At 35.8% G+C, this 13,769-nt stretch carries 10 protein-coding genes; 2 read left to right on the top strand and 8 right to left on the bottom strand.

The annotated features are described in order from the left end of the window. Window positions 1-13: 13 nt before the first annotated feature. Window positions 14-880, bottom strand: a complete 867-nt coding sequence (gene focA / locus OOA_RS09355; RefSeq protein WP_008911908.1) for a formate transporter FocA — start codon at window positions 878-880, stop codon at window positions 14-16. Between the two features lie 344 nt (window positions 881-1,224). Then, window positions 1,225-2,979, bottom strand: coding sequence for a 30S ribosomal protein S12 methylthiotransferase accessory factor YcaO (ycaO, locus tag OOA_RS09350; RefSeq protein ID WP_008911907.1), 1,755 nt, complete (start codon window positions 2,977-2,979; stop codon window positions 1,225-1,227). A 193-nt stretch (window positions 2,980-3,172) separates the two neighbouring features. Here ycaO and ansB point away from each other — a divergent pair, with 193 nt between their 5' ends. Next, a complete protein-coding gene (gene ansB, locus OOA_RS09345) occupies window positions 3,173-4,216 on the top strand; it encodes an L-asparaginase 2 (protein ID WP_008911906.1) in 1,044 nt (347 codons plus the stop codon). Window positions 4,217-4,380: 164 nt separating this feature from the next. Here the strand turns inward: ansB and OOA_RS09340 are convergent, their stop codons facing one another. Continuing rightward, a complete protein-coding gene (locus tag OOA_RS09340) occupies window positions 4,381-5,823 on the bottom strand; it encodes an MFS transporter (protein WP_008911905.1) in 1,443 nt (480 codons plus the stop codon). Between the two features lie 589 nt (window positions 5,824-6,412). Here OOA_RS09340 and chiP point away from each other — a divergent pair. Further along, window positions 6,413-7,837: a chitoporin ChiP gene (gene chiP, locus OOA_RS09335; protein ID WP_040690914.1), complete on the top strand. Its 1,425-nt coding sequence runs from the start codon at window positions 6,413-6,415 to the stop codon at window positions 7,835-7,837. Between the two features lie 542 nt (window positions 7,838-8,379). Here chiP and OOA_RS09330 read toward each other — a convergent pair. The 5 genes from OOA_RS09330 to OOA_RS09310 form a co-directional block, all read right to left on the bottom strand. Then, window positions 8,380-8,886, bottom strand: a complete 507-nt coding sequence (locus OOA_RS09330; RefSeq protein WP_008911903.1) for a hypothetical protein — start codon at window positions 8,884-8,886, stop codon at window positions 8,380-8,382. 1,008 nt (window positions 8,887-9,894) lie between these two features. Beyond that, the gene (gene fur, locus OOA_RS09325; RefSeq protein ID WP_008911902.1) at window positions 9,895-10,344 is read right to left on the bottom strand and encodes a ferric iron uptake transcriptional regulator; all 450 of its coding nucleotides are present in this window, start codon (window positions 10,342-10,344) and stop codon (window positions 9,895-9,897) included. 171 nt (window positions 10,345-10,515) lie between these two features. Further along, window positions 10,516-11,043 carry a flavodoxin FldA gene (gene fldA, locus OOA_RS09320; RefSeq protein ID WP_008911901.1) on the bottom strand — a complete coding sequence of 176 codons (528 nt, stop codon included), beginning with the start codon at window positions 11,041-11,043 and terminating at the stop codon, window positions 10,516-10,518. 154 nt (window positions 11,044-11,197) lie between these two features. Then, window positions 11,198-11,491 carry a LexA regulated protein gene (gene ybfE, locus OOA_RS09315; RefSeq protein ID WP_008911900.1) on the bottom strand — a complete coding sequence of 98 codons (294 nt, stop codon included), beginning with the start codon at window positions 11,489-11,491 and terminating at the stop codon, window positions 11,198-11,200. A 167-nt stretch (window positions 11,492-11,658) separates the two neighbouring features. After that, window positions 11,659-13,767 carry a type I secretion system permease/ATPase gene (locus OOA_RS09310; protein WP_008911899.1) on the bottom strand — a complete coding sequence of 703 codons (2,109 nt, stop codon included), beginning with the start codon at window positions 13,765-13,767 and terminating at the stop codon, window positions 11,659-11,661. Window positions 13,768-13,769 lie beyond the last annotated feature (2 nt).

Below are 13,769 nucleotides of genomic sequence, written 5' to 3'. Positions count from 1 at the left end.
CGTTTCGTGTGTATTAGTGGCTATTTATATTTTTGCCACTACGTAGATGCATGAACCAATAAATTAGGCCGACTAAAAGTGCGCCGCCAATGATATTACCGATAGTTACTGGTATTAGGTTGTCTGTAATAAAATTGCCTACGGTCAAATGAGAAAACTGTTCTGGTGAAACACCGATTTGAGTCCAGTATTCAACAGGAGCAAATTCTTTAATCATGATCCCCAATGGAATCAAAAACATGTTTGCGATGCTGTGCTCAAAACCACTAGCAACGAACATGGCAACAGGGAGCACAAGCGCCAATAATTTATCAGCAAGGCTACGACCTGAGTAACTCATCCAAACCGCTAAGCAAACCATTAAGTTAGCTAAAATACCTAAACAGACCGCTTCAATAAATGTGTGATGAAGTTTATGGTCAGCAGTTTGTAGAACATTTAATCCCCATTGACCATTTGCAGCCGTATATTGGCTAGCAAACCAAATCAAAGCAACAAAAAATAGTGCACCAAAAAAATTACCAATATATACATTAAACCAATTTAGGAACATCTGCCCCCAAGTGATTCTGCCCGTCGCTTTTGACACAATAGTGAGCACAGTCGAAGTAAAAAGGTCAGCACCGCAGACAACAACTAACATTAACCCTAGAGAAAAGCATATGCCTCCAATGAGTTTCATAAAACCAAATGGAGCCGCTTGTGCACCCGTGGTCGCTGTAATGTAGAAAACAAACGCGATTGAGATAAAGATACCAGCAGTGAATGCTGACATATATGTAATTGCAGGATGTTTGTTAGCTTTGTAAACACCAGCATCATCTGCAACTTGAGCCATTACAGCCGGGGGCAAAAGATTAAAAGGGTTGTCAGCTTTCATACTAACACTCTCTTATAAAGTTGATTAATTATAGCACGCAACAATAGTAACAAACGGGGTAAACCAGAAAATTGATATGGATCATTAACTCGGGTAAGAAACCATGAATGATTGTTGCTTAAAAGTTAAATGTCAAGGTATCTAGTTGATTATAAAGTAATAAATAAATTTTAAATTTTATTAATTTTTTTTAGGATATAAGTATTTACGTAGATATGACGTAAATAAATTAGGTGAATTGTTGTTTAATTATTGCAAAAAACAGTGTGTATTTAATTAATTTAACTTATATAAAGATAATGGCCCGAAGGCCATTATCTAAAAAAGAATAACTTAAGGAATGACTAAGCATTTTCACGCTTGGCTTTTTGCAACTTTTCATAAGCGGCAAGTAAAGCTTGGTGAGCTGGAAGTGCTTTTAATTCATCATCAATTGACCATAAACCATAGAAGCAAGATTCTCCCACAATAGCTGCGGATGCAGCATCAACAGCTTCTTGGCCATACATGCGTACAAATGCCGTGTAGTATTGTGACATGTCACGTTGATCTTCTTGGCTTAAGAGCAGTAATGTATGTAGGCAGCGATAATAGTTAGCGCGCTCAGCAGTGAATACCGAGCTATTAAAATCTTGTGTCCATTCAACCCACGCTAGTGCTTGTTCAAGATCCCCACCAGCCAGAGCTAACATTGATTTTAACTCACCAATACGTAGATTGCTCCAGCCATTATCTTTGCCTACGGCAAGGCCAAGTAATTCGCGTACACGTGTGAAGTCATCAAGCCCTTCATCGTCTAATTGCTCAATAAAGGCGAGGTAATCCTGTTTTTCCCACTGGCTATTAGGAAGATTGATAATGGTGTCACGTAAAAATGCCCCCATTGCATTGTTGGCGATATGCAAGTCTTCGACAGGGTAGATGTCAGACATACCCGGAACTAAAATACGGCATGCATAAACATCTAAATGGTTGTAATCTGCAATATAGACTTCAGCATCTAATTGGTTAAAGATTGCCATCAGTGTTGCGAATTCTTCTTGGGTCGTTCCTTTGAAGCTCCAATCTGCAAATTCATAATCTGCATCATCTTTAAAGAGATCCCAGCTAATCAAGCCGCTTGAATCGATAAAGTGAGTTTCTAAGTTAGTATGTTCAGCAACTTCTTCATCATCAAAGGTAGGTGCATTGAACACGTCGAGGTCTTTTAGTCCACGACCTTGCAACAGCTCTGTTACTGTACGCTCTAAGGCGACACCAAAATCTGGGTGGGCACCAAAAGAGGCAAAACAAGTCCCATTTTGTGGATTAAATAGAACAACACAGATAACCGGGAATTGACCGCCCAGTGATGCGTCGTAACAAAAGATTGGAAAACCTTCTTTTTCAAGTGTTTCAACCGCTTCGACAACACTTGGGTAACGAGCCATGACTTCATTAGGAATAGTCGGAAGGCTGATACTTTCTGCAATAATACGATTTTTAACGAAACGTTCAAAAACCTCAGATAGGCCTTGGACACGGGCTTCGTTTGCCGTGTTACCCGCAGACATACCATTCGAAACATACAAGTTACCAACGATATTCATTGGAATGTAAACAGTTTGGTTATCAGATTGGCGAGTAAAAGGAAGTGCACAGATACCACGTTCTTCATTACCAGACTGTAAATCAATTAATTGGCTGCTAGCAAGCGCATCATCAGGATCATAGAATTTACGTAAACGAGCATCTAAAATACCTTCAGGCAAACTGTCATCTTCGGTTAATGGGAACCATTTTTCATTCGGATAGTGAACAAAATCACCTTCGGCGATAGATTTGCCTAAATAGAAGTCAGCAAAGAAATAGTTAGTCGATAAACGTTCAAAGTATTCACCAAGTGCTGAAGCGAGCGCTGCTTTTTTACTTGCTCCTTTGCCATTGGTAAAGCATAACGGGCACTCTTTATCCCTAATATGGACTGACCAAACATTAGGAACAGGGTTCAGCCAAGAGGCTTCTTCAATATCAAATCCCAGCTTTTTCAATTTAGTTTGAAATGCATCGATGGAAACTTCAAGGGCGGCATCTTTGCCAGGAATAAATGTTTGGCTCATTGTCAGTCACTTGTTAATAGAGTGTATAGGTGGCCTATAATACGGATTTTTCGGAGCCTGCTCACGCTTTTTATTCTAAACATTACAAATCATCTGAAAGTTAATAGTTTTGCCGAAAAAATATAGAGGCATCACGGAAATACTGCTCTAATTCCACATAATAACTACAGTTTATATAAATAGAGGCTATAAGATGAAAAGTAGTAATAAAGTATTATTGGCGACAGTTATCTCATTCTGTACGGCATCAGCGTTTGCTTTACCGAATATTACGGTATTAGCAACGGGAGGAACTATTGCTGGAGGAGGTGACTCTGCAACGTCCTCTAGTTATCAAGCCGGTAAAGTAGGAATTGATGCTTTAATTAATGCAGTGCCTGATGTTAAAAAAATTGCCAATCTCAATGGTGAACAACTGGTGAATATTGGTTCACAAGATATGAATGACCAAGTCTGGTTAACTCTCGCTAAAAAGATTAACCAAGAGTGCGACAAAACCGATGGGTTTGTGATTACTCATGGTACTGATACTTTAGAAGAAACAGCTTTTTTTCTTGATTTAACGACGGCTTGTCAAAAGCCGATTGTATTAGTTGGTGCAATGCGTCCTTCAACTGCACTGGGTGCTGATGGCCCTCTTAATCTTTATAATGCCGTGGTGCTTGCAACAGATAAGTCGGCAGGCGAGCGCGGGGTTTTAATTGCGATGAATAATAAAGTGGTGCATGGACGTGATGTGGTTAAAATGAGCACGACTGAAGTGCAAGCTTTTGATGCTGTTAATGCAGGGGCTCAAGGTTTTATCCATGATGGTAAAGTTACTTTTTATAAGCCTGCTGAACCTCGCGAAAATAAAGCAGCTTTCGATGTCAGTAAGCTAGAAAAATTACCACAAGTTGGCATTGTTTATAATTATGCAAATGCTTCAGCGGCACCGGTCAAAGCATTACGCGATGAAGGTGTAGAAGGAATTGTGAGCGCAGGTGTTGGTAATGGAAACATGTATAAAGCTATCTTTGAAGCATTAGCGACAGTGGCTAAAGATAATATTGTTGTGGTTCGTGCGAGCCGTGTTCCAACAGGCTATACAACGCGTAACGCTGAAGTTGATGATAATTTGTATGGATTCGTTGCCTCAGAAAGATTAAACCCACAAAAAGCACGTGTTTTGCTCCAACTAGCATTGACACAAACTAAGGATCCGAAAAAAATTCAACCATTATTTGAAAAATACTAGAAGAACAACGTGTTGCTAATTTAGAAAATTAAACAGGCCGTGAACAATAATATTACGGTCTTTTTAAACTGGTTATTATGCTAATTAAATTAATATTATTGTTATGGTATTGAGGTCGCATCAGAGTATGCTTGACCGTTTACAACGGCAAATTTTTTGTACTATTAGTCAGCTTGTGAATTAATTTGATTTGCAACAATATTAGCTGTAATAAGTGCCAAGCAAGGTACGAGAGAAAATAGCAAAAATAACCAAATTGAAGCCGACTGTGTACCTGTTATGCCTCCAGGGGAAGATAATCCTGAAAGGTTAGCTATCATGCCAGCCAAAGATGCGCCAAAAGCGGTGGAAAACAGTTGTAATGTAGTGATCGCTGAAGAAGCTTTTTGTGATTCATTTTCGGCAGATACGAGCAATACTCGTGTAAGCAAATGTGGCCAAGCTGCGCCAATGCTTGCTCCTGTCATAAATAATGCTATGCATATAATCCATATTTGAAACTCTTCAATATAAACAATATTTGTCATGAATAATGCAAGGGTTATTAAGGCGATGAAAGTGAGCAGTGGGCCTATGCGAATAACTTTGATTGTGATGGAGGGTTTTAAAGAGGATGTCACAATGGCAGCACTAGACCACCCAGCACCAACGAGAGCGGCTAAGTAACCTGAAAGTAGTGGATTAATACCATGCAATATTTGGAAAAAATAGGGAACGAACACCTCTGTTTGAACACTAAGCCCCAATAACGCCATAGTTAAATAGATGGGAGCTAATTGACTAGAAAAATGAAATGTTCTACTAGGAAAAATTGTATTGAAACCACGACGCTCGATTACAGCCAAACGTATACACAATAAAATAGCGATTATCATTCCGATAATAGGGATCTGTTTATCTTGGCTTAAACTCCCGAAAGAGATGGCTAGCACGGCACAAGAGAGTATTAAAAGGGCTTGTAAGGGAACAGGTTCTGGAGTGCATTGTTTATTAGAATTTAGGGTGGGTAAAACTTGCCATGTTAACCATAAATAGGGTATTCCAACGATAGCTAAACACCAAAAAGCGCCTCTCCAAACATCATATTCAGCAAACATACCACCAAGAGCAGGTCCTAGTAATGTCGCCATTCCCCACATACTCGACATCATGGCAATAACCCTAGACCACAGGTGTTGTTCGAATACAATGTGTACCATTGAGTAAGATAAAGTCAGTAGTATTCCACCACCAGCGCCTTGAATGATCCGACCAAGCAACATAACAGGCATAGAGGGGGTGACGGCACAAATAATTGTTCCGATTAGAAAAATCACGGTGGCAAACATATAGCTTTTCCGAGGACCTAAGTGGTTAAGAATTCGCGAAGTTAATGCTGATAAAATAATGGATGAAAGAATAAATAATGTAGTGTTCCATGCATAAAAATCAATCCCACCAATATCGCGTACAACTGAAGGTAGAGTGGTTATGGTGATATAGACGTTGATAGCATGAAGGCAAATACCACCTGATAACGCAAGTGTGAAACAAAGATTTTTCCCTGTAAGTAATGTACGCCAACCTTCTTGTTGGTTGTTATCGAGATGATTTTGCGGTTGCTTCATTTTTTTCTCTATTTTCATGTGAATTTTATTATGTGAACATGTTCACCCATACGATATTTTAAGAAAATATTATTCGATTCATATATCAGCTTAGCAAATTAGGCTGACATGGGCGTATTTTTAAAACGTAATTATGAAATTTAAATAAAGATTAAAAAAATCGCTATTTAAATTTTATTAATGTTGATTTTTATATTAAAAGTGTTAAATGGATAAAAAACCAAAATAAAACCAATAAGCCATATTAATAAAGCCAAAAAATTAACTTACTGAAAATTAGATAATTTTGGAAGAACAATCAATTAATAGGGTTTATTAATTGGTTGTAATAATTTTTATTTATCAATAATTATATATTAATTAAGAATGAAATATAATTTCTATAATTAATGGTTAATTTAATCCCATTGATTAATTAATGTGACGCGAATCTTGTTTTATGAATAAAATCATTTTTTGTCTTGATAATTTTCATTGCGAAAATACTATAAGTGAATATACGTGCATGCGTGTTAAGGTTAATTTTATTAAAAGAACGACTACAAATAAATCACATTGAAAATAATATAAAAAGCTGAGGGAATACTAAATGATTAATATAAATGTCAATAGTGGCAGGAGGATTCTTGCGCTTAAAATAATGATTACATTACTTCCAATAACCTATCAACCAATAAGTTTTGCCGAACAATTTTTAGATAATTCAACTCTTAAAGGTGGAATTTATTATTGGCAACGTGATCGATCAAGAAAAGATTTAAATCCAGCTAGTGATAAATATAAAAAATATGTGGATAATCTTAAACATTCTAGTGCAAATGCCAGTCTTGATTTTTCATCGGGTTATTTTCAAGATGTTATTGGTTTAGATCTTGCGGCATTTACTGCGGTTGAATTATCAAATGGTGGACCTGCTGCTCCTAATGAAATAGGTTTTAGTAATGCAAAATCACGATGGGATGAAAAATGGAACGGTGACACTAGTGGTTTCAGTGTTTATAAAGCGGCAGCTAAAATGAAATATGGTCCATTTTGGGGAAAAGGTGGCTATATTCAGCCTTCAGGGCAAACACTATTAGCTCCCCACTGGAGTTATATGCCAGGAACCTATCGAGGGGTTGAGGTGGGTGCAGCATTTGATTTTGATGAAAAAGGTGAGCTTAGCATGTCTTATATGTGGACAGACCACTATAAAGCACCTTGGTATAGAGACATGTATAACTTCCGTGAAGCCGATGGGAAGACAGGTATTAGCTATTTACATTCAATTGGTTTGAAATATGATTTTAAAAATTCTTTAGTGCTGGAAGGTGCGTATGGCCAGGCCAAAGACTATATGGATCAATACTTTGGTAAAGTCGCCTATACCATGCCAGTTGCTTCACGTGATTTAAGTATGTCTTATCAATTCTATGGAGCGAAAGATAAAGTAACAAATGGTGCTGTCAATGATGTCTATGATGGGCTTGCTTTCCTCCAAGCAATGACATTAGGCTATACCTACGATCAATTCGATTTCCGACTTGAAGGTACATATACTAAAGCTAAAGGTAATCAAGGATATTTCTTACAGCGTATGACACCGGGTTATGCAACCTCAAATGGCCGATTAGATATTTGGTGGGATGGCCGCTCTGACTTTAATGCAAACAATGAAAAAGCCGTCTTTGCTGGTGTGATGTATGATTTGAAAAAATGGGATCTAGCTGGCTGGAAAGTTGGAACATCTTATGTGTATGGATGGGATGCAAAACCAAGTACCAATCCCAAATTTAATCAAGATGTACGGTTAAAAGAAAGTGCTTGGAATGTTGACATCTTATATACCATCCAAACTGGCAAAGCTAAAGATACCTTATTTAAATTACACTTTACTAAATATGATAACCATACCGATATTCCTACTGGTGCAGGTGGATTCGGGAATATATTCCAAGATGAAAAAGATATTAAGTTTATGGTTATGATGCCGTTCACTATTTTTGATGGAACAGCTACTACAACCAAAAAATAATAGAACAGTGATAGGCTTTTAATTTAATGAAGATATTATAAATAATAAAAACTTAAATGGTTTAGTATGTACCAATAATTGTTTTTATAGTCAGAATTCAAATTGATTTCTACTAAATGAAATAAGGTATGTAATTTTGTGTTTGCTCCCTGATTGTTTACCATAGAAATAGATTTTTTATCGTTAATGTCTATTTATATTATGTTCAGATAAAAAATAATATTGATAGTTAATAAACGGGGGAAATATTTCTTATACCTAAGGCTGATTAGGGAGCTAGCATAGATTAAATTATTGTATGATTAAATATCACTTAGCTAATTCTAATGATAAAGTGTTTATTTTAAAGTATCTAACAGATAACACGTATTCTAAATCGATGGAGATGTAAAATAGTGATTTTTTTCTAAATGATTAGAAGGATAATATAAAAGTCTCAATCCTTGAGACTGATTTTTCTGTATAGTATCGCTGTTCTATTTCACGATGTTTTGCATTTTATAGATTAGATTATGTTATTTTTCTGCTATATTAATTTAAAGTTATACAATATCAAGTTTTAATTCAATTTTATTAATCTTGGTTTGTAGCTCTTCTTTTTCATCGTTCAATAGTGAAATCTCATATTTCATATTTATTATCCCCGTATTAAGGGAATCTCTGATTTGAGATGCAGAAGTTTTCCCGACATTTATATTTGCTATTTTTGCAGCAGCAGCACGTTCAGCCTGATAACGGGCCCCATGGAATATATTCTTTAAAAATCCATTAGGTTTTCCTAATTTGAATTTTCCATTTTTAAACCTAACAATTGAATTTTCATCATGTTCAGTTATAAATTTATTTACTTTTATTAATATATTGTGCTTATTGTTAATTATGTCTTCTTTAATAGCAATTGGTTTATTATAGTATATGTGAATATTATTATTTATAGCGTTAATCGTTCGAGTTAATTTGTTTATTTCTTGATATGATTTTTCTAGTGAAGGTTGTGATGTTTGTGTAGTTATAATAGCATTATCAAAGTTAGTGTTAGATATTTTCATAGGAATAACCCCTAGTTATTTTAAAGGTGAATAAATTATATTTTATATGGTTAATGCCTGAATAAAATAGCTTAACTTATTCTTCATCACTAATGAAAAATATTGATTCATAAATTTAATTTTCATTTTTTATAATTCATTATATTGCTTATAACGGATATGAATTTCATCTTTGATACTATTTAATCTTTCTGTGAATTTTATGAACTAAAATTTAGATTTTTAGTTTTTTTTGTAACCTATTGATTTTAAGCGTTTAATTTGCGTGATTTTTGATTGGATTGAATGGTTATTGAAATGAAAAGTATTTGTTTTTTTGATGCATGATTTTAATGAATTATACTATCTATATTTTTTATTTTTCCTGAATTTTATTTTCAACAATTAATTAAGAGTTATTTATTAATGAACAACTATCTTGAATAAGGGTAAATATAAATTTATATTTATATTATATCAAGTGAGGAGTAAATTTTTTTTAGAGTAATGGTTATTAGTTAATCTTGATATGCTTAGTTGAAAGATCTTGGTGTTATGATATCAGGTCTCTAAAATGGATAATTTAAAAAGTATTTTTTTAAATTGATTGTAGCTCTTAACTATTGACTAATAACCATATTATAAACTCTAAAAAAAGACTACTTAGGTGAGACTATTATTCGTTTATACTGTTAAATTATTTAAAACATCAGATATACCACTTTTATTTTAAAAAAGAAGAACATCTTCTAAAAGTGTTAGAGTGGGTTATAGTTATATTTATTAGCAAAAACTCTCGCGGCACATGTTTTCAAAATACCATTAGTATTGTAGAACTGTTAATTTTTTAAGATTCATTTTCGGTCGAATTAATCGAGGATATGATTTTTTCTTTTGAGAAGTGAAAATAAAATTGAGAAAGAAGTGCCTCAATAAAAAATACCAGACAGGGCAGCTGACTGGTATTAATTTATTGAGTTATTTGTTATAGAGATAACTCATTCTAAATAGTATTAAGATGATAACGTATTATTCTTTTGCTTCGTGAGCATCTGCGTTATCACGGCAACTGCCGTCTGCACAGTGGCCGTATAGATATAAGCTATGGTTAGAAAGCTTAATTCCATGACGAGCTGCGATATTTGTTTGACGATCTTCGATTGATTTATCAGAAAATTCGATAACTTTTCCACAGTCTAAACAAATCAAATGGTCATGATGGTGTTGTTGCGTCAGTTCAAAAACGGATTTACCGCCTTCGAAGTTATGGCGCGTTACAATACCTGCATCATCAAACTGGTTTAATACGCGGTATACCGTAGCCAGACCGATCTCTTCGCCCATATCAATCAGCTTTTTATAGAGATCTTCCGCACTGACGTGATGGCACTCAGGCTCCTGAAGTACTTCCAAAATTTTTAATCTTGGAAGAGTGACTTTGAGTCCAGCATTTTTCAATGCTTTATTGTTGTCTGTCATGCGGGTTTGTCCTGTATCTTAAATCATAAATTTAACAATAATTAGACGTTTATAACATAAATTCAGTTGTCTTCTAAACTGATTTACAATTATAGACATGGAAATAGAAAATAGAAACCATGCATTGTCTCATTATTATGATAATGTCAGTAATCTGTGCTGATTGGCAAGTTAACCAATAATTTCTGCCAGCGACATCTCTTCTGAAATTTGTTTTACCCATGCATCGACGCGTTCTTCAGTTAGCTCTGGCTGGCGGTCTTCATCAATTGCAAGCCCGATAAAATGGTTATCATCAGCCATGCCTTTAGATATTTCAAAATGGTAGCCATCTGTTGGCCAATGACCCACGATGACTGCGCCTCGTGGTTCAATAATATCGCGAATGGTGCCCATTGCATCACAGAAGTACTCTGCATAGTCCTCTTGATCACCACAGCCAAATAAAGCAACAAGTTTACCTTCAAAATCAATTTCTTCGAGAGTTGGGAAAAAGTCATCCCAATCACATTGAGCTTCACCATAGTACCAAGTTGGAATACCTAGAAGCAGGATATCGAAAGCCTCAATATCTTCTTTGCTACATTTTGCGATATCATGAACTTCAGCGTTGTCTTTGCCTAATCTTTCTTGGATCATTTTGGCAATATTTTCTGTGTTACCTGTATCACTACCGAAGAAAATGCCTATGACTGCCATAAAGTGAATAACCTCTTGTTTTTCCGATCTGGTTTAATGTATTAATAGGGCCAGATAGGGCTAAATTTGAACTAAAGTAAGTAGAATTTTACGCCCCATTTTGGCGAAAAAATGCGAAAAAGTCTGTCGAATTTGTGTGATTTATGAAGATGAATTATTTACCTGAAGGCTCATAGACCTGTTCTAATTGAGACATGAGTATTTCTTCAATTAGTTCGCTACGGCTCATGTTTTTTTCATCAGCCAACTGGTTCAAAATGGCGACAGCATCTTCATTTAATTTCAATTCAACACGGCGCAGTCCTTTGACTTTATCTCGCTTGAGTTGGTTACGTTTGTTGATTCTTAATTGCTCATCCCGCGAAAGCGGACTTGTTTTAGGTCGCCCAGGCCTGCGTTCCTCAGCGAACAAATCAAGTGTAGTGCGATCAGTTTGTTCTTTTGCCATATTTTTTTAATGCTAAAGGGCGTGTACCAATAATCCAGCGCGCAATGATACCCTAGCTGCTTCTCTTGTGCCATAGCTGCATGTTGAGCGAAAGTCATTGATAGTAAAAAAAAGAAAGGTTTGATTGAAAAAGCATCAACGTGTCATTCATTGATGCTTTTATTAGATTAACTAGTCTGTTGTTGCCACAAATGAGCATATACGCCATTTTGTTGTAGTAAATTTTCGTGTGTATCCATTTCTGCGACTTCACCATCACGAATAACACAAATTTTGTCTGCATGCATAATCGTATTTAAGCGATGAGCGATGCTGATCACGGTTCTTCCTTTTGTTATTAAAGGCATATTAGCCATAATAGCGGCTTCTGATTCGTAATCTAATGCAGATGTAGCCTCGTCGAGTATTAGTATATCAGGTTCAGTGAGCAAAGCTCTCGCAAGAGCAATTCGTTGGCGCTGCCCTCCTGAAAGATTGAGGCCGCGTTCTGATAAGTGATAATCAAAGTTATCCGGTAATGACATCACAAATTCATAAGCCCCTGCGAGTTTAGCCGATTGAATAATGTCATGATCGCTGGCTTGCGGCTTACTCAAACGAATGTTTTCTTTTATAGTTCCTACAAATAACATGCTTTCTTGTAATACTACGCTCATACGACGCCTTAATGCGACAGTATCACTCACTGATAAATCCATACCGTCTACTATCACTTGCCCATGTTGGGGAATGTATAATCGTTGTAACAGTTTCGTTAAGGTACTTTTTCCAGAACCAGAAGGCCCTGTAATACCAATAAATTCACCCGCTTTTACAGATAAAGAGAGGTTATTAAGAACTTCTGGCGTTTCAGGTTGATAACGAAAACGGATATTTTGAAAATCAATCTGACCTTGAATTGATGCTGAGCTGACTATACCTTTTCTTTCATTTTCAACGGGTTCATCGAGAATGTCTCCTACTCGACGAAGGGAGATAATGGTATGTTGAAAATCTTGCCAAATTTGAGCTAATCTCAAAACTGGTTGGGTTACATGAGCGCTTAACATGTTATAGGCAACTAACTCACCAGGTGTTATCCCACCATTCATAACTTCCTTTACTCCAACCCAAAGTAAAGCGGCAATCGTTATCTTGCTCACAAGAGTCATTAATTGTGATGCAACCTCACTCCGTATAGATACTTTAAATCCTTGAGTTAATTGTTTACTAAGGAGTTTTTGCCAGCGTTGATAAAAGTATTTTTCGGTTGCTGTCGTTTTAATTGTTTCAATTCCGGTTATAGCTTCAGTTAAAAAGGTTAATCCATTCTCATCAGCTTGATAAGACTTCTCGGTTTGCTGGCGAATTATCGGGCCAAGTATCATCCATAGAATGAAAAAAACGACTAAGGAACCAATTAAGATCCATGACATGATCGCGCTATATGAAAATAAAACAGCGATAAATAAACTAACGAATAGTAAATCGATAAATAGCATCAATGTTGAGCCAGTTAAAAATTGGCGAATATGAGCCATTTCTCTTATGCGAGCAATGATTTTTCCAGTAGGGCGCAATTTAAAATAGTTCAATGGAAGCGCCATTAAATGCCGATATAATTTGCCTGATAATTCAGCACTTATTTGAGTACTTGTATGGCTAAAAATTTTATTTCGAATGAAACTATAAATAGGCTCAGCAAATGAAATACTCACTATGGCTATTGCTAATACATGAAGGCTATTTAAACTGCGTCCAACTAGAACTTTATCGATGACATTTTGAAATAATAACGGGCTGATTAACGCAAATAGTTGCACAATTGCGGCCAGTATAAAAATGTTTTTGAGTTGAGAGCGTTGGCGTAATATCGATGGGATAAACCAGCCAATACCAAATTTTATTTTTTGTTCACTTTCAAATTGTTCTTTTACTAATAGTAGGGAGATATTCGCTGTTTCATTCAATTTATAATTACACCATTTAGATTGTTCCCCAGTCTCAGGATGAATTAAAATATGTTCGTCGTCTTTGTTCTTAGATAAAACTAGCCAATATCCATTTAGGCAGATCAGAGCAGGGAGTGGAATATCGGTCAAAATTGGTTTGTCTAGTGCAAGAAGTGAAGTTTCATAACCAGAAATATGGGCACATTCCCTAATTTCCCAATCTGTAGGTGAAATAGATTGCATACCAATTGAATGCATTAATTGATCTTTAGTGACATTTTTCTGGTAGTAGTTGGCTATCCAGACTAGCGCTTCTAAACCATAATTATTTTGATTTGTGGCCATTG

Source organism: Providencia burhodogranariea DSM 19968, assembly GCF_000314855.2.
In the GTDB taxonomy this organism is placed as follows: Bacteria; Pseudomonadota; Gammaproteobacteria; order Enterobacterales; family Enterobacteriaceae; genus Providencia; species Providencia burhodogranariea.
This window is presented reverse-complemented; position numbering and strand designations above follow the sequence as displayed.

What these genes read in the sequence shown, in the direction of transcription:
- focA (WP_008911908.1), bottom strand. Translation starts at nt 880, where the DNA reads ATGAAAGCTGACAACCCTTTTAATCTTTTGCCCCCGGCTGTAATGGCT.
- ycaO (WP_008911907.1), bottom strand. Translation starts at nt 2,979, where the DNA reads ATGAGCCAAACATTTATTCCTGGCAAAGATGCCGCCCTTGAAGTTTCC.
- ansB (WP_008911906.1), top strand. Translation starts at nt 3,173, where the DNA reads ATGAAAAGTAGTAATAAAGTATTATTGGCGACAGTTATCTCATTCTGT.
- OOA_RS09340 (WP_008911905.1), bottom strand. Translation starts at nt 5,823, where the DNA reads ATGAAGCAACCGCAAAATCATCTCGATAACAACCAACAAGAAGGTTGG.
- chiP (WP_040690914.1), top strand. Translation starts at nt 6,413, where the DNA reads ATGATTAATATAAATGTCAATAGTGGCAGGAGGATTCTTGCGCTTAAA.
- OOA_RS09330 (WP_008911903.1), bottom strand. Translation starts at nt 8,886, where the DNA reads ATGAAAATATCTAACACTAACTTTGATAATGCTATTATAACTACACAA.
- fur (WP_008911902.1), bottom strand. Translation starts at nt 10,344, where the DNA reads ATGACAGACAACAATAAAGCATTGAAAAATGCTGGACTCAAAGTCACT.
- fldA (WP_008911901.1), bottom strand. Translation starts at nt 11,043, where the DNA reads ATGGCAGTCATAGGCATTTTCTTCGGTAGTGATACAGGTAACACAGAA.
- ybfE (WP_008911900.1), bottom strand. Translation starts at nt 11,491, where the DNA reads ATGGCAAAAGAACAAACTGATCGCACTACACTTGATTTGTTCGCTGAG.
- OOA_RS09310 (WP_008911899.1), bottom strand. Translation starts at nt 13,767, where the DNA reads ATGGCCACAAATCAAAATAATTATGGTTTAGAAGCGCTAGTCTGGATA.